The sequence below is a fragment of the Catenulispora pinisilvae genome, from assembly GCF_015356865.1.
Lineage (GTDB): Bacteria > Actinomycetota > Actinomycetes > Streptomycetales > Catenulisporaceae > Catenulispora > Catenulispora pinisilvae.
The window spans coordinates 1-23,877 of the sequence record NZ_JAAFZA010000004.1; the positions used below are offsets into that span (position 1 = coordinate 1).

Here is a 23,877-nt window from a genome sequence, read left to right on the forward strand (position 1 = left end):
GGCGTCGGGGACTCGGCGACTGGCTCCGCCGGCCGGGCCCGGGGAGGGAGGGAATCTTCTACCCCAGCCTCTTCGGTTTTGATTCCCGACTTCCCGCCACCTGGCGTACCGGTTCCCGGTGAGACGGTCGCCGGTTTCACCGGGACTGACGCCCCTGCTCGGTCGGCGAAGATCTCAACCTGGGTACGAATGCGGCCGTCCTCATCCCGGGTCTTCGCCCGAGTCATGTAGCCGCAGGACTCCAACTCGTTCAGCGCGCGGGTGATGGTGCCACGCCCCTCGACAGACTTGTTCGCCAGGGTCTTGACATCCTCGCGGGCGCCATCGGGGAGCGAAAGCAAATAGGCCAGCAGGCCACGCGCCGCGAACGACAGCTGATGATCACGCGCCGTCGTGTTCGGAAGCTTCGTAAAGAACCCGGTTTGCCGGGTACCATGTACACGCATCGGGAGCCCAAACTCCTAGTGCCACGCCCCGGGGTGTTAGCGCACCGCCGGGGTCTTTGTCTTGTTTTGTCACTACCCACCGTAGCCTCGCAGCTCACGGAGATTCAAGTGAGCCACACGGACGGACCAGTGCGACGCTCCGAATCGCGTCCACGCAGTCACGTCACCGCTCACGTCACCCCGGCTAGCCACGGCACCGCCGACACCTTGGCCGACGGCTACACCCGATCGAGGTAAACGTCCCAGCACCGGACGAATCGGTCCCCAGAAGTCGGCCATACGCCGCAAACGCAAAAGCCCTGGCGTCAGGATTAAATGCTACTTCACACCGAACGCGCCAGAAGGCATGCGTATCCTTATCCTGGAGCTTGAGACCAGGCGGAGGACGAGTGCCTGATAAGAAATCAACACCGACGATGGAGGGCTTCACTTGGACCTCCACCCCCACCAAGAACTTTCTTGAATTGATTGGTGCCGGAGACGGATGGTGCGTACGAAACACAATGTGTCAGTTGTTCGGATGGCCCGAGGGCTCCAACGAATGGCTGGCGTTCATCGAAGGTCCCAGCGCACGCGACCTCGATCGCCTCGGCGAACACCTGGGGCTTGAGTGGTACGACCCAGACTTCTCCCCGCACATCCCACTGCTACGGGCGCGATTGGACCACCCTGGAATCTTCCTCTATGCCTCGCACCTCTTGGGATACAGCCACGCCATGTACGAGCCCCACCTCCGCAATCCTCGATGGCTCGCGCCGCACTACCTCGAGCTTGATCCCAATTGGGAGTTCTTCCGCTGCCTGGTAGACGTTAGACAAGAACCACACACGGAAGTATCTGACACGGATTCGCATTCTCCGGCGTAGCGCTTAGATTAAATGTCAACGCTCAGCGTGGATAAATGCTCGCAGAGCTCAAGCTGAACTCGAAAACCTCTCGCGTCCCGCTGTCAACGCTCTCCCCTAGGTCCTCCATGTGGACGCCTAGAAGCTCAAACGTACGCCGGACGGCCATGGCGTCGCCCACCGCAGCCTGCGCCTTCATGAGGCTCTGGTACGTCTCGATGTTGTAGCGATCCACGTCGATAGCGTTCTCAAGCAGGTGGATCGCGTAGGCGGCGTCTGAGGGCTCTACGAGCCGTGCCAACCGGTGGTAGGCGTCCAAGGCGCGGCGTCGCTGTTGTTCGCGGACGGGTTCGGCCCAGTCCGCATCGATGAGCGGGAGGACAGGGCCCTTGTAGAGGCGGACTGCCTCGGTGAGGTGATCGACCTGCGCGGCCGGCTCCGCCTTGTTCGCTGCCGCGAGCGACTGTGTGAAGAGGTCAAGGTCAGTGGTGATAGTCGATGCCTCGAATCGAAGGCGCTGAGTACGCGGGTCGTCGTCGATGAACGTCGCGTCGGCAAGCTCTGGCGCGACCGCGCGTAGAGCGCGGCGGATCTCGGACAGCTCGGTGGAGAACTTGTGCCGGGTCTTGGTAGTGACCTCCAGGGCGAAGACCTCCTGGAGCAGGTATTCGCGAGGGGCGCCGGCTGGGTTCACTGCGAGGTAGGACAGCAGCGTCCGCAGCCGCGGGCGAAATCGACCGCTGATGTCGCAGCCGTTGACCACCACTCCGAGACCATCGAAGACCTCGATGCGCACCGCTTGTTCCGGGAGTCGCGGGGGCTCCGCGACCCGCATTTCGGCTGCGGCTCGCTGAGACGGCACGGCATGCTGCTGGACGTCGGCTTCCCCTGCCTGTGCCTGGGCCGCTGGCGTGGCCTGGTAGAGCACGCCGAGGGCCTCCTGAGCAGCAGCAATCGACATGTGAAACGCACGGGTGCCGTCGATGCTCGACGCGGAGCCCTCGGCGTGGGTCATGCCGTCTGTCTCCAGCCGTACCGCGGATGCTCCGGACGCCGGGCCCAGCACCGTGGCGTCGATATCGAGCGCGTGGCCGGCCTCGATGACGTCAGTCAGACGGACATCGTCGGGGCCGTCTGGCGGCAACGTGACGAGTAAGAGCGGCTGCATCAGGTGGTCGGGCTTGAAACGTCGGACGTCCGTCGCGTTGCGTAACCCGAGGGATCGAAGCAGAATGCGCCGCTCGCTGATCTCGTCCTCGACTTCGTCCAGGGCGTCGGAGAGCTCTGATTTGACCTCCACGTGCGGCACAGCGAGGAGTTCCGCGGTGCCGAAGACGCGCTCGGCAACAGCCGCTGTGATGACGACGCGGGTCGCTGTACCGCAGTCCGGGACCCCCTCCGCAGCCGAGGCTGCCACGATGAGAGCCCGTAACGCGGCCTCGGCACCGTCTCCCTCCAACGACGCCCCTTGGCCGGCAGTGTCAGTGACCGCGAGCTGCACCGGATCACCGTCGGGGTCGGTGCCCCACGCCAGGCCGGTCGGCGCCTCCAGCGCCTTGCGTGTCTTGGCTACGTCCTGCCCGGCCGACGCCTTCAAAATCGGAAGGCCGTAGCCGTCCACCGCCCGATCGGGCTGGAGAAGGGGTTCCGTCTCGACCCACTCAGTGAGATACGGGTCGTCTTCGTCCTGGACGTAGCCGACGTCCGGCGGGGCGAGGGTCAGTAGGTGCGCCCGCTTCAGTTGGACAGGAACGTCAGCTGCGCGGTCGACCGGATCGTCGTCAAGGGGAACCGGGAACTGTGCGCGCGGTCGAGACCGGCGCCGCAGTCGGCCGGCTGCCAGCGCCGCCGCGATGCCGGCTGCGAGCCCGATGCCCACATAGCCATCTGCCCCAAGGCTGATTGCTACGCGATCGCGCGGTGCGGTCTGCGCGCGCTCCGAAACCGTGTGCGGCCGCACACGTACGGCTTCAGCGGCTGGCCGCAGCGGCCTGGTCGCCCCTTCCAGGGCGGCGGGGGAAGCGGCCTCGGAACCATCGGAGATGACGTCGTGGGTCCTGGCTACACCGCTCGGGGCCTGTGCTGGACTCTGCCCGGCCGGCGCGGCAACCATCGGCATCATGAGCTTCCAGCCTGGCAGGATGACATCGGGATTCGTGAGCACCTGGCCATCAGGCTGTGGAACGCCGACGTTCTGCTCGTAGATCTCCGGCCACCGGTTCGGGTCCCCGAGATAGGCCGCCGCGATATTCCACAGGCTGTCACCATGGGCAACAACATGAAGTGGCGCTGAGGGCCGTTCATCTGTGCCGAGATCGACGCCCGGTACCGGCACCCCGACCGCCGCAGGGCGGGCACTCATCGGCCCTGGGCCATCGACGGGCCCGGAGGACGTCGCAGCCAGCGCACTGCGCGGGACACATAGCGTCACCAGCAGCGCCATCAGGAGCGCTTGAACCATGCCGCCGCCGATGAAGCTCCGCGTGCGGTTGATCGGCAGCTGGCCGTCGTGTCGCGCACGTAAGGCATCCCGAACCGCGCCCGGTAGTTGCGCTACGACCTGGACCGCGAAGATCGCCCAGCATGACCACAGCACGTAGGCCAGGACGGATACAGCGGCGTGGTCGTCAAACTGCCCGCTCCGCAGCCACCACACCATCCGCGCGGGGGACGGCACGGTGGCCGGAATCGGGTTTCCCAGGTACGTGCGCAGTAAGTACGGCAGGCCGAGGACGCCGCCGGACAAGGCAGCACCCGCAGCAGCAGACCGGAGAAGTCGGTTCGTGGTCACGGAGTGCTCCCGTTGAGGTTCACGATCGACGTGGCCGGAATCGCAGTGGCGGTCCCGGCGATGTTGAAGCCGCTGATGCCGATCAGTCGCAGCAATTCGGCGCGCTGATGAAGCCTGACGGTGACCGTCACCAGACCCGTTGTGGCGTTGACGGTCCCGCTTTCGCCGACTCCGGCGAGGTACGAACGTGCGGCTGCTTGGGCGCGAACCGGGTCCAACGTTGGACGGTCACCGTGTCGGAGCTGAACAGGATCGAGAGCGCCAGCACCCGCCCGAGCCGCCTCCTCCGCCACGGCAAGCGCACGGACCCGTGCATTCATGGCTAAGCCGAGGTCCAAGACGAGTCCGGCGACCATGAGCAGTGCCGGAACGATGACGACGGTGAACGCCGTCGCGCTGCCGTCATCACGGCGCAGGTCGATCATGTGGTCCCCCGGTAGAGATCAATCGGACTCGCCGCGTGAGACGTGACGCCAACGGCTCCCGGCAGACCAAGCCCGCTGAGGCCGCTCATCGAGGCCTCGCACCGTACGGACACGCGGACTCCGCCACCCGGCCGGAAGTCCGTCGTGTCAACGCTCACTGTGTAGGCGCTACAGCTCGACCCGCGGCCCCCGAGGTCCCCGGCAACCGCACTACGCGCCGCCTTTTGCGCGTCCTGCGATGACCGGGCCAACGACGCCGCCCGGGCCGCGTCCTCTGCGGCGGAGTCGACGCGGAGCCGGGTCTCGACGAGCCGTCCGCAGACCACCACGAACATGAGCACGGTGATCAGCAGTGGCACCGCGAACACGGTCTGGGCGGTCACGCTGCCTTCATCGGAACGCCAGGATCGCCGCACGTCAGCCTGCCGTCGTCAGACGCTCGACCGGCCCGGCGGCCGAGGCGTTCACCGGTAGATCCAGGAACGGCAGTACCCGCTGGGCTTGGCCGTGGATCGTCACCCGGGCGCGTTGCGCGTCGCGGACGACGTCCACGCTCGGGTGGAGGACCAGGCCGCGGCCGGCGGTGTTCAGGAGCGCTTCTGCCTGCCTGCGTCCGGAGGCTGCGCTTCCGTCGCTCACGCGGGCGGTCTGAAGTGCCTGCGCGGCGACGGCCTGCGCCGTGTGCGTGGCGTGCAGCCATACACCGAACTGGACTACGCCCACGACGAGTAGGACCAGCAGCGGCGTCATGAGCGTCATCTCGGCCGCCGCCGATCCTCTGTCGTTTCGCCAGCGCGGTTTCACTGACTCGTGATCTGCTCTGCGACCTTGTTGGCTTCAGCGACGATCGCGGTCCCGAAGACCTTGCCGACGAGGATCGCGATGGCGATGAGGATCCCGGTGACAACGGCCATCTCAGCGGCCGAGCTGCCGCGATCCTCATGAGCGATCATGACCAAGCGGCCCCGGACCGTGTCGACCAGACTGCGAACCTTTGTGATCATGCGTTTCTCCCGTGATTATGTGTGCTGGTCACAGCGCTGATAGAGCGCTGGCCATGGCCGGATAGCCGATCAGGACCAGGAAGCCGGTCATCAGCAGGGCGATCGGAACGGTCATGCGCTCGGTCGTAGCCGCCGCCTCGGCCTCCTCGTCGGCGAGGATCTTGGAACGGATCGCCTCGGACTTCGCTGAGAGAGATGCGCGGATCTTTGCGCCCTCTGAGCCGGCCAATCGGAGTGAAGCGGCCAAGTCGGTTATCTCCGTCAGGCCGAGCACTGTGCCCAGCTCGGCGAAGACCTGGTGAATCGGCAGGCGGGAGAGAAAGGCAACGTCGAGCGCGTGTCGAAGACGCTCGAACGCCGGAGAGTCGCCGATCTCCGATGCCCCGCCGAGGGCCTGCTCTACGCCAGTACCCGCCGCGAGCGCGTTGACGGTGACGTCTAGGAACACGGACAAGTCGGCGAGGGCGTCAGCGCGGGCCTCGGCCGCCTTGGTCTTGACCTCCGCATCGACGAGGTACCAGAAGAACCCGGCGGCAGTGATCGACAGGGCACCGGTATACGGCAGTGAGAAGCCGAGTACCGACTGAAGCAGCCACGCCAGTAGAAGGCCTACGAGGGTGGCCGCTGCCTGCGCCGCAAGATGGACTTCAGGAACGCGGTCCAGGACTGTCAGGTCCCGCCGGATCGACGCGCGCGGCAGCCCTAAAACGATCAGCTTCCGGGCGAGCGGCCGGCCCAGGCGGGCGAGCCATTCGCTGTCTGCATACTCGGCATCGTCGGCGAACTCGTGCGACACCGGGGCCGCGGCCGGCTGCCGGAACGCCAGCCACCCGAGCATCAGGCCTGCACCGACCAGCGCGCCGGCCAACATCACCACCACGATGAGGGCTCCTGTACCTGGTCCATGCGGGTGAGCAGGCGTTTCCTGGCCCGCGGTTTGGCCATGCGCCAGAGCCAGGCGTAGCCAGCGGAGAAGAAGGCGAGGCCAGCGGCGAGAACGAACTGTCCGTTCGCCGATCCGTACGGGGAAAGGAAGGATCGGTCCAGGACGAACAGCGCGGCCAGCATGCCGGCTGTCACGCCGGTGACGATGCGGACGCTCGTACGGACCTGCACCCGCGCGGCCTGTGCTCGCTTGCGCTGCGCTGCGTGCGTCCGAGCCGTCGCGGCCAACGAGCCGAGCAGCCCGGCCAGATCTCGCGCGCTGTTCCGGATGGCGTGGACCAGACAGACCACGACGATGTCCGCCGTCGGGTCCCGCAGCTCGTCGGCGAAGGACGTGAGCGCAGCAGCGAGGTCTTGCTGGTCCTCGATCCGGCGGGCCAACCCACGTGCCTCAACAGCGATCGCCTCTGGCGCAGCAGCGCAGGCTGAGCGAACGGACTGCTCAACTCCAGAGGCGGCGGACAGGGTGTCGCGCAGCATCTCGGTAAACGTCGCCACGGCTTCAGTGCGAGCGAGTTCCCGGGCCGTGGACCGGTCCGGGCCCAGAAGAGCAGGAAGCCACCACGTCGCGACTGCACCAGCCAAAGCCGCCACCGGCCATCCGGTGATCAAGCCCACGGCCACGCCAGCGCCAATACAGCCGACCAGCTTCCGGGAGTCCCCTTTCAGCTTGGCGGGAGAAAGCCGCCGGGCCAGCTTGGAACGACGTGGTGCGGGCCCTGCTCGGAATGCCGCGATTCCGCACGCCAGGCCCAGGCCGACCGCTGCCCCGCTTAAAGCCCCGATCGCGCCGATACTCACCGGGGCCTCCGGAACGTCGCTGGCTCGAACCCAGCCATCTCCAATTGCGCAAGACGCGCATCTGACGGCCGGGTAGCCGGAACCGCGCGACGATCCGGTCCGGGGCTGAAGACCTCGTTCGAGACCACCATCACGCCGTCAGCACCGGTGATCTCTCGGACCGACGACACCACGCGCGTGCCCTCTGGTGTCTGGTCCAGTTGCACCACCAAATGCAGCGCGTTCGCCACGAGCAAGTTGGTCGAGGGTAGATCAAGCCGCTCCGGTGACTGCGCCGCGTAGGCAGCGAGCTTGGCGAAGACGCCCATCGACGTCGAGGCGTGCAGTGTCGCCATGGAGCCGTCGTTGCCCTGGGACATCGCGTTGCACATGGGGATGACCTCGGCCCCGCGGATCTCACCGACGATGACGCGGTCCGGCGACATGCGCAGTCCGGCGCGGACGAGTTCGGCTTGGGAGATCGCGCCACGGCCTTCGGAGTTCGCCTCACGGGCCTGCATGGGAACGACGTCCCAGTGCCGGACCGGGTCGGTGTCGAGGCCGAGTTCGAGCGCGTCTTCGATGGTGACGAGACGTTCGGCGGGGTCCATCTCGGCGGCCAGAGCGCGGAGCATGGTGGTCTTGCCCGCACCAGTGCCGCCAGCAATCAGGATATTGAGCTTTGCGCGCACGGCTGCCGAGAGGAACGCCGCCAAGCCGGTGTCCACGGTGCCGAGCGCAATCAGGTCCGACAGAGTCGCCTTCGGGTAGCGATGCCTGCGGACGCTGATGCTGGGTCGCTTCGTCACCGCCATCACCGCGAAGAGCCGCGATCCGTCGGAGAGCTGGAGCGACAGCATCGGGGCGCCCCGGTCGAAGCGCCGTTCCTCGTGGCCCACCCGCGCCGCAGCCGTACGGATCAGATCGATCAGGTCAGCGTCGCTGTCGGCGATCGGTGTGGCACCACGCTCCCTCCGGCCGTCGGCAAACCGGAGAAAGATTTGGTCGTGGCCAGTGGCGTTGACGTTCTCGACGTCCGGCATGTCGAGGTAGGGCTGAAGACCGCCTATCGCGCATAGGGCGTCCGTGACGGACTTCTCCAGCGCTGCGGCCTCATCAGCGAGACCCGGCACACTCGACTGCCGCACCGCCGACAGCCGGATCCGAACCTCCGCCGCGATCAGCTCCTCCGCCAGCTCGCGACGTCGGGCGGAAGGAACGGCTGCACCGGTGCGGTCCTGCTCAGCGCGCACCGTAAGCGAGAGCCGACGAGCAACCACAGCAGTCACCTCGGCGACCGTCCCAAGCGATGTCGTCACGACTGGCCCGCCGAGTTCGGGGACACCTCGACGACCGATAGCGACGGCGCCTGCGCGATCTTCGGCGCTGCTTGGGCATCGACGAGCAGCGTGGTCACCGTAGTTCCAAGAGAGTCAGAAGCTCCGATGGACGTGACCACCGCGTCAGCCGCCAACGGCGTCGCCAGCGCCGTAGAGGAGGTGGGCGATACCGCAGCCAGCTCCGGTCCCGGCCACACGTTCACGTGGTCACCGACGCCGAGGCGCGGCGGAAAGGTCCCGGACTTCAAGCCCACCCCCACTACGGCCTCGCCCGCCGGCGGAAAATCAGCCGTCCCGACCATGCGGGTCGTCAGCAGTGTCCCGGCAGCCAGCGGCATCGCGGCGACGTGGCCGATGACCTTCGACTCGTCGATCGACGGCACAAGACCGAGTTCCGACGCCGCACCGACGTTCACGATCTGCACGTCGTTCTCTGTGATGACCTGACCGGCCGCGATCGGCTGCGCAAGGCTGAGAACCGGGGCCCGGCCGCTGATCTGCCACGACGCCACGGTGAAGGTCACAGCGCCGGTGACGACCAGCGCGACCGAGGCAACGGCGTACGGAATCCGAATCCGATCGGCGAGGCGAACACGCGTCGTTGGGCCGCCCTCGTCGGTATCGGTGCCGGCTGGCGAGGATGTGCGACGAGTCGTGCCTTGGGTGGGAAACGCGAATTTGGACAAGAGAAACCCCACGAGACGTGCGAGAGAGAATGAACGACGTCAGTGAACTGACGTGACAAGGGCTTGTGACTCGGCCACACGGACCGCTATCGACGACGTTGCAGACAGATCCGGGAGCGTTCCCCTCTGCCCGCCTCCGACCCAGGTCACACGCCACGTCTCCGTGCCTCGAACGGTGAACGTCCCGCCCGGCTCAGCGTCCGATGCGCGCTTGTAGAGATATCCACAGGTTGGAGACGAAGCGGCTGCCGGCGTTGAATCAGTGAACGGCGTTCCAGGCCCGGCGCAGCTCACGGTGCCTCCGTCGCCCATGTCCCAGATCACGTCCTCTGGCGTGGCCGTCGCCGACACCTGGAGACCCGGCACGCTCGCGGTCGCCGATAGCGGGTGCCAGGCCTCCACGTCGGTCCACAGGAACATGGGGAAGTTCACCCACTGCGGCCCATCAACCCACGGGCTCATGTTCAAGACCGGCGCGGTGAGCCGAATCTGTTTGGCCGCCTTCTGTGCCAAGTCGACCGGCTTCGACACCGGAACCCAAACCTCAAGGTCGGTCTTCGGGATCTGCGCCGTATTCAGGCTGCCGGCATCGCTAGTGCACCGCAATCGGTACCAGGCGCCGGCGGTCGCGCCAGCCGGACCTGGCGAGCCGACGACGGAGGGGTCAGGCTCCTCCGAGCACGCGTACGTTGGCGCGTTGGCCTTCGAAGCGGCAGTCGGCGCCGCAGTCTTTGCCTGCTGAGCCGCCACATCGACGGTCTGTCCCGACTCGCTGACCCCGCCCCAATAACTGTTCTGCGCGCCGTCTTCGGACCTCACTCCTCCGAGCGCTACAGCAACCATCAGGAGCGCTGCGCCGCTCATCGGCACGAACCGACCTGATAGATGTGAAGATCGTAAACTCGCCAGACGCCACCGACCTCGTGCACGTGGGCGAGGACGTGTTGCTGTCCTCCTGGCTTACCACTGCTGGTGCTCACTGGCGATCCGTCTGCTGCCTTGTAGACCAGGTAGTCAGATGTGTCCGCGCAGTCGTCGACCTGCGCGACGGGAGGAGTGGCTGTGAGGCTAAGACTCGTCACGGTAGGGGCGAGCTTCAGCTTGCCCTTTGCCACGATGCCGTCGCGTCGGCTCCTGGTGATGTCGCCGCCGATGAGCGAAAGTGCCTGATCCGAGGCATGCGCCGACAGCCCCGCCCCGTGGTCCGCCGGATTGAAGGCGGCCGACTGCCAATCGCCCATGAGACCGAAGTACGCCTGAAGAACCTGCTGCTGAGCCTGGGCCGGATCCGCCGCCGCGATCGTGCTTGCCGAGGCGGAAGGCGCTGGCGTGGCGGCTACTTTCGCCTGAGGCGACGCGTCATGATGCGCACCGTGCGCACAGCCGGCCACAGACGCCACCGACGCGATCAGCACGACGGCATACAACTGCCGCACCACGGCTGACCGCATGATCCGCTCCGAAACTCACAGATGAATCGAGGTCCTGCCACCTCGACCACGCCATGAATATCAAGGAACTGGCACGCTTGAACGCGGTCAACGTCGCGCGCGGAAGGAGTTCACCCATTTGAATGAACGCTGTACCTCCGGGCTCGTGCTGGCGGCGATCGCCAACGTGGCAAGCAGCGTCGCCGTACCCATAGCCCGACCGCTAGCGACAAGGTCGGGAACCTCCGAAAACGGGATCCACTCCGCCGCCAGATCGCTATCGCCACCTGACCGGCCAACCCTGAGCCCTCCATGCTGGCCGGCGAAGATCTCGTGTGGCGCGTCGGCGATCTCCGGCAGAGGCTGAAAGCTGAGCACATGGCGCAGCGCGGACACCTGTACGCCCGTTTGCTCCTCTGTGAGCCGCACAGCCGCTACTGCCGGCTCCTCTCCGGCAGCCACCGGTCCTCCTGGCAGCTCCCAAGTCCCGGTCCCGATACCAGGCCGGTAGCGCCAGACCATCAAAAGGCGGTCTGGGGCGCTCAGTACCGCAGTCGCGACGACGGTCAAAGACCGGAGGACATACGTGTTCTCTTGCTGACCTGCCTGCGAAGCCAGCTCAACCCGCTCAACATCGAACCGAGGGTCCTCGACAACCAGCACCGACGCTTGCCGCTTCCACTGCGCAACGCCGGGGTCGGCACGACGCGGCCGGCAGACGTAGTACCCCCGCCCATGCTCCGATCGAAGCCGCCCCTCGTCGATCAGCTTCTTGAGTGCGACGCGGATCGTGTTGCGACTCGCCTCAAGCCGATCGATCAAATCGTTCTCGGACGGCAGCCGCTGATCGGGGACCAACGTGCCATCTGCGAGCCAGCCGCGCAGCGTCGTCTCGACATCAGCCCTTGCGCTCATCAATCCTCTTCGCCCTACTTGCCCGAAAGGTTTGGTTCGCAGCGTACGCGGCGCCAGATCGCCGCTTCGAGCACTCGCCCGCTCCGGACCGGAGTCAACGCTCCCGACGTTCGCCAGTCGCGCGCCGAGACGCGCGCAGCATGTATCGATTCCGATACGGCTCAGATGCTCCGCATGATGCGCGAACTGCCGCGTGGAGTGCTCGTGTCCTTAGTCCGCAGGCCTCATACTGCTCCAGTGACTGACTGGCCAAGCATCGTCATCCCCACCTTTTCTGGACTTGTCGGCGCTGGTGCTGGTGGCTATACGGCGTGGAAGGCAGCCGTCAAGGCCGGAAGTGACGCACGGAACCTCGCAGAGGCACAACGCCTCGCCGACGAGACCGAACGAAAAACCGAACTCGCCCGGAGCGCTGCGCGAGGCATTAGAACTATCGTCGCCGATGCATTAGTCCGGATGTACAACATCCCCACCGCCGACAAACAGCGGCAAGCAGGAAGCAGGGACGCCACCAGCGCTGAACGCACCATCGAGATGGCGTTGGCCGCTCACTCCACAGTGCAGGAAGTCATCCGCCACGACGCCTATCTACTCCCAGATGAAGTACGCAGCCGACTGGAGGCCTTCTTCCTGCTCTTGGGCCAGGCCACCTTTGCCGTATTGAAGGACCAACAAGTTAGTCCAGACGTGAACGCCTACGGCCGCTACCTGGACCTGTCGCTGCAGGCTGTAGTTCGCGGGGAGGAGGTTCCGGCCCACGTGGAGCCGCCCAACCTCAGCGATGTCAACCGGCCTCAGTGGATTCCGGACCAACACCCTGCTAGGTGGACGTAGCCCGGGTTAGGTACGGCCCGCAAGATCACGGGTCGCTACAGACAGACAAGCGACTAGCCTCCGTCTTTCACGAAGCTTCTGAGCTGGTCTGTTGAATCAGTGGGCTGATGATTGCGGTTCGCCGTTGGCACGAGGGCATGGTGATGGCCCGGCGCGGTGACCGGGTGCTCCTGGGGTTCCTCGGGGCGTGGTCGAGTGGGGTGTGACGGTCGATCAGCAGGTCTGGGGTCGGGGCAGCGCGGCCAAGCGGGTGAAGGCGGTGGCCAGGTCGCGGGCCCAGGGCCAGTGCTCGGCGATCCGTAGCCAGGTCCGGCGGCCGCCGCGGGTGATCTTCGCGGCGGTGTGCAGCAGCCGGTAGCGCAGCGTCTTGGGTTCGGCCTTGGCCAGCACGCCGTCCAGCAGCAGGGCCTGCATCCAGGCCAGTAGGTCGATGCCGGTCAGGGCGAGTTCCAGCCAGGCGGCGTTGATGCTTCCCTGGCGGGAGGGGAAGCGGCCGAAGCCGGTGTCTTTGCCGGTGCGGATGCGGTCTTCGACGCGGGCGTGGGCGCGGTGTCGGGCGTCGATGAACGCCAGCGGTCCGCTGCCGGCGGGGCTGTCGGTGGCGATGAGTTGGTGGCGGAAGCCCTCGACGGTGTCGAACAGGTCGAGCTGGGCGCCGGGGTGCGGGCGTTCGCGGCGGACGATGAACCTCGTGCCGTCGGGGAAGCCGGATCCATCAAGGAGCCCGGTCAAGTCGGCGACCTGTGCGCAGTCTCGGATCTCGTCGTCGGCGTCGATCGCGGCTGACCATGCGGAGGTCGGCAGCGTGCTGATCGCGTCGCGGACCTCGGCGTCGATGGGTGCGCCCACGGAGAACCGCACGTCGCACCCGGTGTCGCGCAGTGCTCTGATGTGTGCCAAGAACGCCTTGGTGCAGCCGGCGGTGTCGGTGCGGACCAGCAGCGGAACCCCGTGCCGGTGCGCGTCGGGGATCTGCGCGAGGGCCTGGTCGAGCACGGTGATGTGGTCGGCTGCGGTGTTCGAGCCGGCCCGTCCCGGACGCAGGATTCCGGCCAGTGCCTCGTTGGTGTTGTCCAGGAACGCCAGGATCGGGTGGTATCCGAAGGTCTTCTTCCAGGTCGGTGTGGCGTTCTCCTTCTCCGAGTGACAGATCACGATGGTCGCGTCGATGTCCACCACCAGCCCGGGTATCACTCGTCCGGCGGCCTTGGCCTGCGGAAAGGCATCACGGGTCTCAGCATGCTGGGCCCAGGCGATCTCCCGCGCTATCGCGCGTGCTGCTCGCAGCCGGGACAACGTCGTCTCATCGATCCGATCCAGCACCCGCCACGCCGTGGCCGGCGATGCGACCGGCCCGAACAACTCGCTCTGATCCCGCAGCACGGCCAGGTCGCTGATCGCCTCGCCGCCATCGGCGAGCATCACCGCCAGATCAGCGGCCACCTGGCCCGGGTCATGCCCGCCACCACGTGTCCTGGACCCGGCCAACGCGTCACCGAACGCTCCGGTCAGCCCGGTGGCCTGGGCCAGATCGGCCAGCAACCGGGCCCCGACGTGGGAGACCACGCCTCGCCCATCGGACGTGACGGACAGCCTCGGACGCGACGTTGTAGTCTTCACCTGGAAAGTGCTCCCGCTTGTGACGATCTGTGCCTAGAGAACTCAGATCATCCCAGGTCAGGGAGCATTTCTGCGTTCCGGTATCAAGATCCGGACTCACTTCGTGAAGCAGTCAGGCTAGTCCTCCGCAAAGGTCACCTCATCGAGAGGCAGCGCACTGGACCATCGCTCGACAAAATCTCGCCCCGCCTCCGTGAAGTGAACCCATAAGTACGCCTCGTTCGGCGCTGGATCCGCCTGTTTGAGCAAGCCGTCCTGGATCAGGAACAGCACCTGGATCGCGCTCCCAAGCGGCAGGTTGAACATCGTACCGATGTCATCGGGGTACCGCCGTAGTGCATTCGCGTAGAGCCAAATCAACCGTTGCTCTAGGTCGCCATACCGGCCGTTGACGGTCGCAAGGTTGGCTTTGTACTGCCGTAGCGACTTGCGATCAATCTGCCCCGGTCTGTCACCTTTCCGCGCGTGGCATGTCGGACAGAGAACGATCATGTTGTCGAAGCTGTGCTCCTGGACCTTCGCCCACTCCTCGATGTGCTCGAATTCCACGGGTGTCTGCCTACAGGTTGGAATCGCGCAGCGATGGCCCGCCTCAACAAGAAGCCGACGCCGAAGCTCTACCGGAATAGCCGGTCGTTCTGCAGGCATGAAGCGAGGGTACGTGCCGACGCTGTGATCGTGTGTCATTTCACTGGAAACCTCGCCAGGACGGATCACACTGCCACTGCCGGAGTTCAGTACCTTGGCGACGACGGTCGGCTGAAGCGACTGCTTCGCTGCTATGGAGAGGTAGTCACGGATACACAGCAGCGCCGCAGCATGGCCGGGGCGTTCTCATGATGCGAGATGACGCAAGCCGTGTGCTGCGGTGATGCCGTGACGGAAGCCCGCTGTGACAGTGGTTTGACATGAAGGCACGAACTCTGGTGATCGTGTGGTGTCTAGTCATCACGTTCGCCGGAGTCGTGCCTTCCATGTCATCTTCCCTGATCGAGGACCTGTCGCGCCAGCTTGAAGACGTGGTGCTGCCATGTCCGCCCGACCGGCTGCCCGGACTGCCGACGCTGCTGGACGTGCTCGGGATGGTTCCGGACCCGCGCTCGCCGCGCGGGCGACGGCACCGGTTGTCGTTCCTGCTGGCCGTGGCGGTGCTGGCTGTCCTGGGCGGGGCGAGATCGCTGGCGGCGGTGGCGCAATGGGCCCGCGACGCCGACGCCGACACGGTCACGCTTCTCGGCGGCTCCGGTCGCGCCCAGCCGTCCCGGCGTACGTTCGGTCGGGCGTTCGCACGCCTGGACGGCGACCTGCTGGACCTGGCCTGCCGCGGCTGGATCAACATGCTGCTGGCCGCCAGCGAGCCCGACGACGCCGCCATGGTGGGTCTGTCGCTGGACGGCAAGGCCGTGCGCGGCGCCGAAGACGCCGGCGGCACGATGCCCCACCTGGTCGCGGCGGTGCGCACCGACACCGGAACCGTCGCCGGACAACGCGCGGTCGACGTCAAGAGCAACGAGATCACCGCCTTCCGGCCGCTGCTGGACGGCATCGACATCACCGGCATGATGATCACCGCCGACGCCCTGCACACCCAGCGCGAGCACGCCCGATACCTGCACCGCCGCAGCGCGTTCTACCTGCTTCCCGTGCTCGGCAACCAGCCCAAGCTCTACGCGGCCCTGGACGCCATGCCCTGGCCCGCCGACCCTCATCACAGCGACACCAGCCGAAGCCGCGGCCGCATCGAGACCCGCACCCTGCGAGCCCTGCCCGCTCCGCCCGGCCTGCCGTTCCCCCACGCGCGGCAGGCCGTCCTGATCGAACGCCACACCGTCGACGCCGCCACTGGCAAGGTGCTGCACCACTACGGCGTCCTGGCCGTCACCAACGCCACACCCGACCACGCCACCCCCGCCGACCTGGCCCGACACACCAAAGACCACTGGATGGTGGAGAACCTGCACCAAGTCCGCGACACCACCTTCGCCGAAGACGCCTCCCGCGTCCGCACCGGTAGCGCCCCGCGCACCATGGCCACCCTGCGCAACCTGGCCATCAGCCTGCTGAAACTCCTGGGCTGGGACAACATCGCCGCCGCCACCCGGCACATGGCCGCCCACCGCAGCGACGCCCTCAACCTGATCGGTCTCGCATCATGAGAACGCCCCGGCCATGAGCGCCGCAGTGATGCCCTCGGCGACGTCGTTGCGAAGCGGGCCAGCCAAGCTACTAGGGGGCGCGTATGTGCCGTCGCAAAACTCAAGCATCGGTCTCCTGACTAACGTCCCCGTCGCCGACCAGGACGAAGTCGATCCAGGGAAGATGGACGGTGAAGGTGCGGAGCGCACGAGCGGGGCATGTCCGACGGAGCAACTGCCTGCATTAGATCAACGCTCCCCCGTACCGTTAGACCATGGCTACGGATGGTGAACCTACGGCGGAGCTGACGGCCTGTTCTCCGCTCGCCGTGATAGCGATGCCTTGGACGTTTTCGCAGCGCCATCCCCTAGATACGAACGATTTCATCCGGGCGGCGGAGCTGCGGGGCTGCAAGCTGGACTTATCGACACTTCGCGAGCTATACCGCCACAGGTTGCTAGTCCCTTTTGTAGCTATCCGCGACCGTCGCACCTCTGATCCGGCTCCTTTGACTGCGGCCGAGGAGCGGCGGGGCTGGAACAGTACGCGGCTTGGCCAACTTCTTGAGGCCCGCGCAGCCGGCAGACTGTTGGATCTCGCAGGAACTCCCTACAGGCCGAGGCTAGAGTTCCGCCGCAAGGGCGCGGACCCCCATAGGTGGTGGAATGGCCTGATCTATACGTGGTACCAGCTGGTAGCCCTGCCCGAACTGCTGTCACTGCTAGAGCACCGGCGATACTCGCTTCGGGACCACGAGCGGCGGGCACACATTCCCGAGCCTGACTCGCACTTCGTGCAGAATATGGCCCGCTTTTGGCGTGTTGCCGTAGCGGCTACAGCGCTCGAAGCGCGCTACCTGCCGAGCCTCGACCCCGAGTGGATTCGACTCACGAACATCGAGGTCGAGGATTGGGAGAGCTACCGCAGCGACTTCAATCCTGCCGTCATGAGCGATATGCTTGGATACTCCGCAATCCAGGCCCGCCAAGATGCAGAACGGCTGCTCATAAATGCTCGGCACATCGATCCGATGGGTGACGACTGGAGTCGCCTTATTCAGCGGTCACCCGCAAGCTCACACAAAGCCTCAAGAACGCTGCCCTGTCGGCGATGGATCTTCGCGTTACAGCAGAGATTCTCCTCCGCTTCTACGAAGATCTTGCTGGTCGCGGCCTTGTGGAGGCTTTACCGGAGATCGATCCGCGTTCCGGATGGCATCCCATGCACGATCGATTGAGTTTCCGCCAGAACACGCTCGACCAAAACCTTATGGATCTCGGAATCTCGCCCCATCCCCGCGTTGTGCTTGCCATTGAGGGCGATACGGAAGAGATACATGTCCCGAAGATCTGGAAGGCCCTGGAGTACTCAGATACTCCAGAGCTTGTACGCGTGCTCAATCTTGGCGGAACTGACCGCGACATCCAGAAGCTTGCCGTCCTGGCTGCGGCACCACTCGTGAGCCACAAGGGGACAGACAGTACTCGAGAGTTCTGGTGGCTGATCAAGCCACCTACATGCTTCATGGTTGCGGCCGATCCAGAGGCACAGTTTGCTCCTGGCGAGATCCGTAAGACGCGCGACAATATAATCGAACAGATCGGGAACGCTCTAAAGGCCCAGAAGGTCAAGGTAGATGACGCCGAGATTCAGACACTGGTTGATCTCTACACTTGGACCCAGTCATGCTACGAGTTCGCGCACTTTACGGATGAAGAGCTCGCGGACGGCATCATCGCAGTGCATCCCACCTGTAACGGCTGGTCGCGTGACGATCTAATTAGCGCGCTCGCTTATTGGCGGAACTTGAAGAAAGACATCAAAGAGGTGTGGAAGCGAGGCACGTGGGATCCACAAGCTAGCAGGGTAAACGGCAAGTGGAGTTCGGCTGTCAGTAAGACACGGCTTGCTGAAGCGCTGTGGCCAGCGCTAGAGCAGAAGATCCGACTGGCGATGATCGACGAGGCTGTGCCGGTTCCCGAGATCGTCAAGGTCGTTCAAAGAGCGTACTACAAGGCTCAGAGTTAGCGATATAAATCATTCGTGCTGCCGGTCGAATCCTTTCCTCAAACTGGAACAAATTGAACTCTCAGAGCGCCAGCTCGGGATCTACGCTTTCTGGTCGCTTTCGACGCGCCTGGGGCTGCCGTGCTAGTCGTAGAAGCTCGCTGGACCAAGTACGCCCACAAATGCAGCTCGCCGTTCATCAAGACAACGCTGCTCGGCTTCGTTTTCAGCCATGACCTGAACTGTCCAGAGCTAGTTGCAGTCCTAGTTGCAGTCTGGACAGTTGCACTAGACAGCTCTGGACTGTCGCCTTCGCGCGCCATACTCAACGGCAAGGCCACACCGAGCTGGTGCAACCACGGCAATGTCCGAAGACACGCCTCGAAAGCGTGTGAGGTGCAAGCCTCCGTGGGTTCAAATCCCACCGTCACCGCTCTAGTTACAGCCCCTGAGCTGCGGGAACGCAGAACAGGGGCTGTTTCTGTTCCTGCCGCCAGCGAGGTTTGCGCGACGTCGGAATGCAACCCGAATGCAACCCATCGCGCCAGCTTGCATCTGGACACGTCATTGACCTGTGGTTCCCTGCGCGTCTCACACGCTTTTGAAGCCCCACATAGTAAGGACTCGAACATGAGACACGAACATGGGACGCGAATATCGGACACGAACGTGGAAGGCATCACCTTCAAACGGGAGGACGACACCGTCGTCGGCAACCTGTTCAACCCAGACCGCTGCAAGCAGGGCACGACATAGCCGGCGATCGCCCGACGCGCGAGACGTGACGCCAACCCATCCTGCGCCAAAAGGACCCATTCGGCTGCGTCGGCAGGCGCGTCCTGAGGGGTCCTCATAGCGTCAGCCGCAAGGTACGGCGATAGGTGAGGAGGCTGCCGACGTGGGTGGCGCCATCGGGCAGATGCTCAGTTCGGCGGTGGGTGTGGCGATCAGCCCCTTGCCGCTGATCGTCGTCATCTTGATGTTGTCGACGCCGCGGGGAAGGGCGAACGGGATCGCGTTCGTGCTGGGCTGGGTGGCCACGCTGGCCGTGCTGGGGACGGTGCTCGTGCTGGTCGGCGGGGGTGCGCGGTCCGGTGGCGAGCCTGCGCGGTGGACGTACTGGCTCAAGCTGGTGCTGGGTGTGTTGTTCGCCCTGATGGCGGTGAAGCAGTGGCGGGACCGGCCGCGGCCGGGGCGGGAGGCGAAGACGCCGAAGTGGATGGCTTCGGTCGACGGGATCGGGCCGGGGCAGGCGGCCGGGGTGGCGGCGCTGTTGTCCGGTGCGAATCCGAAGAACCTGGCGCTGACGGTCGGCGGGGCCGCGTCGATCGCGGGGGCGACGGGCGGCGGCGGGGCCAAGGCCGTCGCGGTGGTGTTGTTCGTGCTGGTCGCTTCGTTGTGTGTGCTGCTGCCGCTGGGGGTCTACCTGGTCGGCGGGGACCGTGCGGCCGCCACGCTGGCCGGGTGGAAGACATGGATGGCCGAGCACAACTCGGCGATCATGATGACGGTGCTGGCCGTGCTGGCCGCCAAGTACGTCGGGGACGCGATAAGCGGTCTGACGGCGTGAGCGCCGATCCGGCCGCGCCGACCGCACGCTCGGCGCGGGGTTGGCCGGTCGCGGAGTGGCTGCGGCACTATCCGAGGGCGGCTTTCGGGAAGGACTCGGTCGGCGCGTTGACCGCGTGGGCGCTGATCGTGCCGGAGTGCGTGGCGTATGCACAGATCGCGGGTGTCCCGATCCAGAACGCCTTCTACGCCGCGCCGGTCGCGCTGGTCGCCTACGCGCTGTTCGGCACCTCCAATCACCTGATCGTGGGCGCGACCTCGGCGGCCGCGGTGCTGTCGGCGTCGACGGTGTCGGAGATCTCCGCCAGTCCGGGCCAGGCGGCCACGTTGTCGGCGGCGCTGGCGCTGATCGCGGGCGTCATCCTGATCGCCGCGGGGGTGGCAAGGCTCGGGTTCGTGGCGGACTTCCTCGCCGCGCCGGCGCTGGTCGGGTTCCTGTTCGGGATGGCGCTGACGATCGTGGTGCGGCAGTGCGCGAAGATCGTCGGAGTGTCCGGCGGCGACGGGGACTTCTTCGCCCGGGCCTGGCATCTGCTGCGCCACCTCGGCGACTGGGGCGCGACCGCGGTGGCCGTGGGTCTGATCGCGATCGCGGCCCTGCTGGTCCTGGAGAGGTTCCTCCCCAGGCTCCCCGCGGCGCTGATCGTGCTGCTGGCCGGTATCGCGGCCTCGGCGGTGCTGAACCTGAAGGATCACGGTGTGGCGATCGTCGGGAAGATCCCGCGGGCGGTGCCCACTCCGGCGTGGCCGAACCTGCCGTTGCACGAGTGGACCGCGCTGATCGGCGGCGCGTTCGGGCTGGCCCTGGTGGTGTTCGCCGAGAGTTTCAGCATCTCCCAGCAGTTCGCCGCCAAGCACGGCGAGAGCGTGGACGCCAGCCGGGAGATGACGGCGATGGGCGCGGCCAACGCGGCGGTCGGCGTGTTCCGGGGCTTCGCGGTGTCCGGCAGCGCCTCCCGCTCCGCCGCCGCCGAGGCCTCCGGCGCCAAGACCCCGATGGCCTCGCTCGTCGCGGCGGTGGTCGTGCTGATCACCGGGGCCTTCCTCACCCCGCTGTTCACCGACCTGCCCGAACCCGTCCTCGGCGCGATCGTGATCGTCGCGGTCCGCGGGTTCCTGAAGGTCGGGGAGATGCGCCGCTACTGGCGCCTGGACCGTCTGTCGTTCGCCATCGCGGCGACCGCGCTGGCGGGGGTGCTGCTGTTCGATCTGCTGCCCGGGCTGGTGATCGCGGTCGGGCTGTCGCTGTTGCTGTTCATCGGCTACGCCAGTCGGCCGCGAGTGGCCCCGCTGGGCCGGATCCCCGCGACCGACGTGTTCGGCGACACCGCCTTGCACCCCGGTGCCGAGACCGTGCCCGGGCTGCTGATCGTGCGGCCGGACGCGCAGGTGTTCTTCGGCAACGTCGGCCGGATCCGCGACGACATCCTGGACCAGGTCCACGCCGCCGATCCGAAGCCGTCGGTGGTGGTGCTGGACCTGGCCGCCAGTTATGGGCTCGGTCTGCCCCGCCGCGACGAGTTCGCGGCGCTGGACAAGACCCTGGAGCAGCGCGGCATCCGGTTGTGGTTCGCGCACGTGCACGTGCGGCTGGACGGCGAGGACGTCCTGGCCGAGCTGCACGACACCGCCCGGATTCTTCCCGACGCCGACGCCGCCGTCCGCGCCTTCCGAGCAGAGAACGCGACCCGGTGATCAGAGTCGAAAGCGTGACTCAGTGATCAGACTCGCTCGGGGCCGATGTCGTGGAACAACGACCAGATGACGAAGAACCCGAGCCCGATCATGATGATCGACCAGAACGGCTGGTACGGCAGGTAGAGGAAGTTCGCCACGACCGCCAGGACGGCCAACACCACGCCGACCGTCCGGGCCAGGACCGAGCCGGTGAACACCGCGAATCCGGCGACCAGCACCAGGACCCCGACGACCAGGTGGATCCAGCCCCAGGCGGTGATGTTGAACTTGTACGCGTACTTGCCCACGACCGCGTACACGTCGTCCTTGGCGATCGCCGCAATCCCCTGCAGGCCGCTGAGCAGGCCTTCGACGACCATCAGGGTACCGGCCAGGGCGGTTCCGCCCGCGGCCAAGGCGCGGCTTCCGGATTCGGATTCGGTGGTCTTCATCATCGGCTCCCTTAGGGGGTGACGATCGCGAAGTCGGGATCGGGGTCGTCGAGCACGCCCAGGACTGTGGTCAGCACCGTGGCGTCGCCGGTGTGCTGGATCCCGTCCATCCCCTTGCCCGCGAGCAGGCCCATGAACTGCGGCTTGGTCAGGGTGAAGGCTGCCTCGGCGTCCTCGGCCGGGGTCTTCCCGCCGAGGGGGATGTAGGTGAGGACGCCGTTCTCCAGAGTCAGCCGGTAGTGCTCGTCGAGGTCTGTGAAGTGCCAGTCCGTGACGGCGCGCGCGTCCCATGCCTTGGGACCGTTGACCCGGATGGCCAGCGAGTCGAAGAACTGCGGGATGCTCAGCGCGGTGGTCATGCCGCCGGCGAGGATCACGGTGGGCTTGATACCGGTGCGCAGTTCGGCGGCGCCGGTGAGGTAGCAGTTGCGCCAGGTCGCGCACTCCGCGCCCCGCCCCAGCTGCTCGAACACGTCGGCCAGCAGGTTCTTGGCCTCGGTGTCGTCGGGCTCGGCGAAGACGGCGTGCCTGAGCAGCTGCGCGGCGAAGCGCAGGTCGCCGTCTTCGGCATAGCCGCGGGCCTTGGCGACGATCTGGCCGACGCCGCCGAAGCATTCGGCGTAGCGCTTGGCGGTCTCGGTCGGCGGGTGCTCCCACAGCGAGACCGGGTTGCCGTCGTACCAGCCCATGTAGCGCTGGTAGATGGCCTTCACGTTGTGGCTGATCGAGCCGTAGTAGTCGCGAGCGTGCCAGGCGTTCGCCAGGACCGGCGGCAACTCGATCATCTCGGCGATCTCCGGACCGGTGTAGCCCTGGTTGAGCAGGCGCAGGGTCTGGTCGTGCAGGTAGGCATACAGGTCGCGCTGCTGGGACAGGAACGTCTTGATGTCCGCGGTGCCCCAGGTCGGCCAGTGGTGGGAGGCGAACAGCACGTCGGATTCGTCGGCGAACAAGGCGATGGCCTCGCCGAGGTAGCGCGCCCAGATGTGCGCGTCGCGGACCAGGGCGCCGCGCAGCGTCAGGATGTTGTGCAGGTTGTGCGTGGCGTTCTCGGCCATGCACAGGGCTCGACGATCCGGCAGGAAGAAGTTCATCTCCGAAGGCGCCTCGGTGCCCGGAGTGACCTGGAAGACGACGCGGACACCGTCGACGCTCTCCTGCTGCCCGGTCTTGGTGATGGTGACTGTGGGCGGCAGCAGACCGGGGTTGCCGGTCGACGCGGTAAAGCCCAGCCCCATGGAGACCAGGCCGTGCGGTCCGCGCTCCAGGTTGGAGCCGGCGTAGTAGATGCCCCGGCGCAGCATCGCGGTGCCCGCGTAGACGTTCTCGGCGACCGACTCGACCATGAAGTGCTCGGGAGCGATGAGCGGCACGTCGGAGCCGGCGTCCAGGACGCCGTGGATACCGCCGAAGTGGTCGAGGTGCGAGTGGGTGATGATGACACCCGTGACCGGCTGCTCGCCGCGCTGGGCGCGATAGAGCGCCAAACCCGCGGCCGCCGTCTCGGCCGACATCAGCGGGTCGACGACGATGACCCCGGTGTCGCCCTCGATCAGCGTCATGTTCGACAGGTCGAAGCCGCGGATCTGGTACACGCCCTCGGTGACCTGGTAGAGACCGGCACGGGCAACCAACTGGGACTGTCGCCACAGGCTGGGGTTCACCGAGTCCGGGCAGTCTTGATCCAGGAACTTCGTGGAGTCGAAGTCCCAGACCACGCGGCCGTCGGCAGTGGTGATCTTCGACTGCTGGGGACCGGCGACGAACCCACGGTCGGCGTTGTCGAAGTCGGCGCGGTCGGCGTAGTTCAGCTGGTTCACAACGGCTCCTCATGTCAAGTCGTTGTTCCAGCTTCTGGTACCCCTTGCCTTTCTGCCACCGGACCTTCTGCCATCCGGGCCTTCCGCCATCGGACCTCCGCCACCCGGATCTCCTGCCACCCGGCCGGCTCTCGGCGATGGCACGACGAGTGCGG

Annotated in this window: 23 protein-coding genes and 1 tRNA gene; 7 read left to right on the plus strand and 17 right to left on the minus strand. The window is 66.1% G+C overall.

Going from position 1 to position 23,877, the window contains the following annotated elements; genetic code table 11:
* From IZR01_RS01975 to IZR01_RS02035, 13 genes are all read right to left on the minus strand, one after another.
* A partial coding sequence (locus IZR01_RS01975; RefSeq protein WP_194922647.1) for a helix-turn-helix domain-containing protein occupies positions 1 to 446 on the minus strand: 446 nt, incomplete at its 3' end.
* An 888-nt stretch (positions 447 to 1,334) separates the two neighbouring features.
* On the minus strand, positions 1,335 to 4,082 hold the full coding sequence (locus IZR01_RS01980) for an AfsR/SARP family transcriptional regulator (RefSeq protein ID WP_194922648.1): 2,748 nt from the start codon (positions 4,080 to 4,082) through the stop codon (positions 1,335 to 1,337).
* A complete protein-coding gene (locus tag IZR01_RS01985) occupies positions 4,079 to 4,507 on the minus strand; it encodes a pilus assembly protein TadG-related protein (RefSeq protein WP_194922649.1) in 429 nt (142 codons plus the stop codon). The genes IZR01_RS01980 and IZR01_RS01985 overlap by 4 nt, the downstream gene beginning before the upstream one ends.
* Complete coding sequence (locus tag IZR01_RS01990; protein WP_194922650.1) at positions 4,504 to 4,890, minus strand: TadE/TadG family type IV pilus assembly protein; 387 nt, start codon at positions 4,888 to 4,890, stop codon at positions 4,504 to 4,506. The genes IZR01_RS01985 and IZR01_RS01990 overlap by 4 nt, the downstream gene beginning before the upstream one ends.
* Before the next feature lie 34 nt (positions 4,891 to 4,924).
* Positions 4,925 to 5,311 carry a TadE/TadG family type IV pilus assembly protein gene (locus IZR01_RS01995; protein WP_323746878.1) on the minus strand — a complete coding sequence of 129 codons (387 nt, stop codon included), beginning with the start codon at positions 5,309 to 5,311 and terminating at the stop codon, positions 4,925 to 4,927.
* Positions 5,308 to 5,511 (minus strand): hypothetical protein, encoded by a 204-nt coding sequence (locus IZR01_RS02000; RefSeq protein ID WP_194922652.1) that lies wholly within the window; start codon positions 5,509 to 5,511, stop codon positions 5,308 to 5,310. The genes IZR01_RS01995 and IZR01_RS02000 overlap by 4 nt, the downstream gene beginning before the upstream one ends.
* 28 nt (positions 5,512 to 5,539) lie before the next feature.
* Positions 5,540 to 6,382 (minus strand): type II secretion system F family protein, encoded by an 843-nt coding sequence (locus tag IZR01_RS02005; protein ID WP_194922653.1) that lies wholly within the window; start codon positions 6,380 to 6,382, stop codon positions 5,540 to 5,542.
* A complete protein-coding gene (locus IZR01_RS02010; protein WP_194922654.1) occupies positions 6,382 to 6,954 on the minus strand; it encodes a type II secretion system F family protein in 573 nt (190 codons plus the stop codon). Before IZR01_RS02010 ends, IZR01_RS02005 begins: the two co-directional genes overlap by 1 nt.
* Before the next feature lie 299 nt (positions 6,955 to 7,253).
* Complete coding sequence (locus IZR01_RS02015) at positions 7,254 to 8,555, minus strand: TadA family conjugal transfer-associated ATPase (protein WP_194922655.1); 1,302 nt, start codon at positions 8,553 to 8,555, stop codon at positions 7,254 to 7,256.
* On the minus strand, positions 8,552 to 9,274 hold the full coding sequence (locus IZR01_RS02020) for an SAF domain-containing protein (RefSeq protein ID WP_194922656.1): 723 nt from the start codon (positions 9,272 to 9,274) through the stop codon (positions 8,552 to 8,554). Before IZR01_RS02020 ends, IZR01_RS02015 begins: the two co-directional genes overlap by 4 nt.
* 27 nt (positions 9,275 to 9,301) lie before the next feature.
* A complete protein-coding gene (locus IZR01_RS02025; protein WP_194922657.1) occupies positions 9,302 to 10,126 on the minus strand; it encodes a hypothetical protein in 825 nt (274 codons plus the stop codon).
* Complete coding sequence (locus tag IZR01_RS02030; RefSeq protein WP_194922658.1) at positions 10,123 to 10,713, minus strand: hypothetical protein; 591 nt, start codon at positions 10,711 to 10,713, stop codon at positions 10,123 to 10,125. The genes IZR01_RS02025 and IZR01_RS02030 overlap by 4 nt, the downstream gene beginning before the upstream one ends.
* Positions 10,714 to 10,800: 87 nt before the next feature.
* A complete protein-coding gene (locus IZR01_RS02035; protein ID WP_194922659.1) occupies positions 10,801 to 11,607 on the minus strand; it encodes a GntR family transcriptional regulator in 807 nt (268 codons plus the stop codon).
* A 237-nt stretch (positions 11,608 to 11,844) separates the two neighbouring features.
* On the opposite strand from IZR01_RS02035, the gene IZR01_RS02040 reads away from it, so the two are divergent.
* The gene (locus tag IZR01_RS02040) at positions 11,845 to 12,441 is read left to right on the plus strand and encodes a hypothetical protein (RefSeq protein WP_194922660.1); all 597 of its coding nucleotides are present in this window, start codon (positions 11,845 to 11,847) and stop codon (positions 12,439 to 12,441) included.
* A 213-nt stretch (positions 12,442 to 12,654) separates the two neighbouring features.
* Here IZR01_RS02040 and IZR01_RS02045 read toward each other — a convergent pair whose 3' ends face one another.
* Positions 12,655 to 14,061 carry an IS1380 family transposase gene (locus tag IZR01_RS02045; RefSeq protein WP_194922661.1) on the minus strand — a complete coding sequence of 469 codons (1,407 nt, stop codon included), beginning with the start codon at positions 14,059 to 14,061 and terminating at the stop codon, positions 12,655 to 12,657.
* Positions 14,062 to 14,178: 117 nt separating this feature from the next.
* A complete protein-coding gene (locus IZR01_RS02050; protein WP_323746879.1) occupies positions 14,179 to 14,748 on the minus strand; it encodes an HNH endonuclease in 570 nt (189 codons plus the stop codon).
* A gap of 287 nt (positions 14,749 to 15,035) precedes the next feature.
* Between IZR01_RS02050 and IZR01_RS02055 the strand changes: the two genes are divergently transcribed.
* The 6 genes from IZR01_RS02055 (at position 15,036) to IZR01_RS02080 (ending at position 21,468) form a co-directional block, all read left to right on the plus strand.
* Positions 15,036 to 16,217 (plus strand): ISAs1 family transposase, encoded by a 1,182-nt coding sequence (locus tag IZR01_RS02055; protein ID WP_194922663.1) that lies wholly within the window; start codon positions 15,036 to 15,038, stop codon positions 16,215 to 16,217.
* 1,090 nt (positions 16,218 to 17,307) lie between these two features.
* Entirely contained in the window at positions 17,308 to 18,225 is a 918-nt protein-coding gene (locus tag IZR01_RS02065; RefSeq protein WP_228558810.1) for a hypothetical protein, read from the plus strand.
* Between the two features lie 323 nt (positions 18,226 to 18,548).
* A tRNA-OTHER gene (locus IZR01_RS02070) sits at positions 18,549 to 18,634 on the plus strand.
* A gap of 200 nt (positions 18,635 to 18,834) precedes the next feature.
* Complete coding sequence (locus tag IZR01_RS52075; RefSeq protein WP_267254744.1) at positions 18,835 to 18,960, plus strand: hypothetical protein; 126 nt, start codon at positions 18,835 to 18,837, stop codon at positions 18,958 to 18,960.
* Positions 18,961 to 19,102: 142 nt separating this feature from the next.
* Complete coding sequence (locus tag IZR01_RS02075; protein ID WP_194922666.1) at positions 19,103 to 19,774, plus strand: GAP family protein; 672 nt, start codon at positions 19,103 to 19,105, stop codon at positions 19,772 to 19,774.
* A complete protein-coding gene (locus tag IZR01_RS02080; protein WP_194922667.1) occupies positions 19,771 to 21,468 on the plus strand; it encodes a SulP family inorganic anion transporter in 1,698 nt (565 codons plus the stop codon). Before IZR01_RS02075 ends, IZR01_RS02080 begins: the two co-directional genes overlap by 4 nt.
* Before the next feature lie 26 nt (positions 21,469 to 21,494).
* Here IZR01_RS02080 and IZR01_RS02085 read toward each other — a convergent pair whose 3' ends face one another.
* Positions 21,495 to 21,905, minus strand: coding sequence for a DUF7144 family membrane protein (locus tag IZR01_RS02085; protein WP_228558811.1), 411 nt, complete (start codon positions 21,903 to 21,905; stop codon positions 21,495 to 21,497).
* 8 nt (positions 21,906 to 21,913) lie between these two features.
* Entirely contained in the window at positions 21,914 to 23,722 is a 1,809-nt protein-coding gene (locus IZR01_RS02090) for an alkyl/aryl-sulfatase (RefSeq protein ID WP_194922668.1), read from the minus strand.
* Between the last annotated feature and the right edge of the window lie 155 nt (positions 23,723 to 23,877).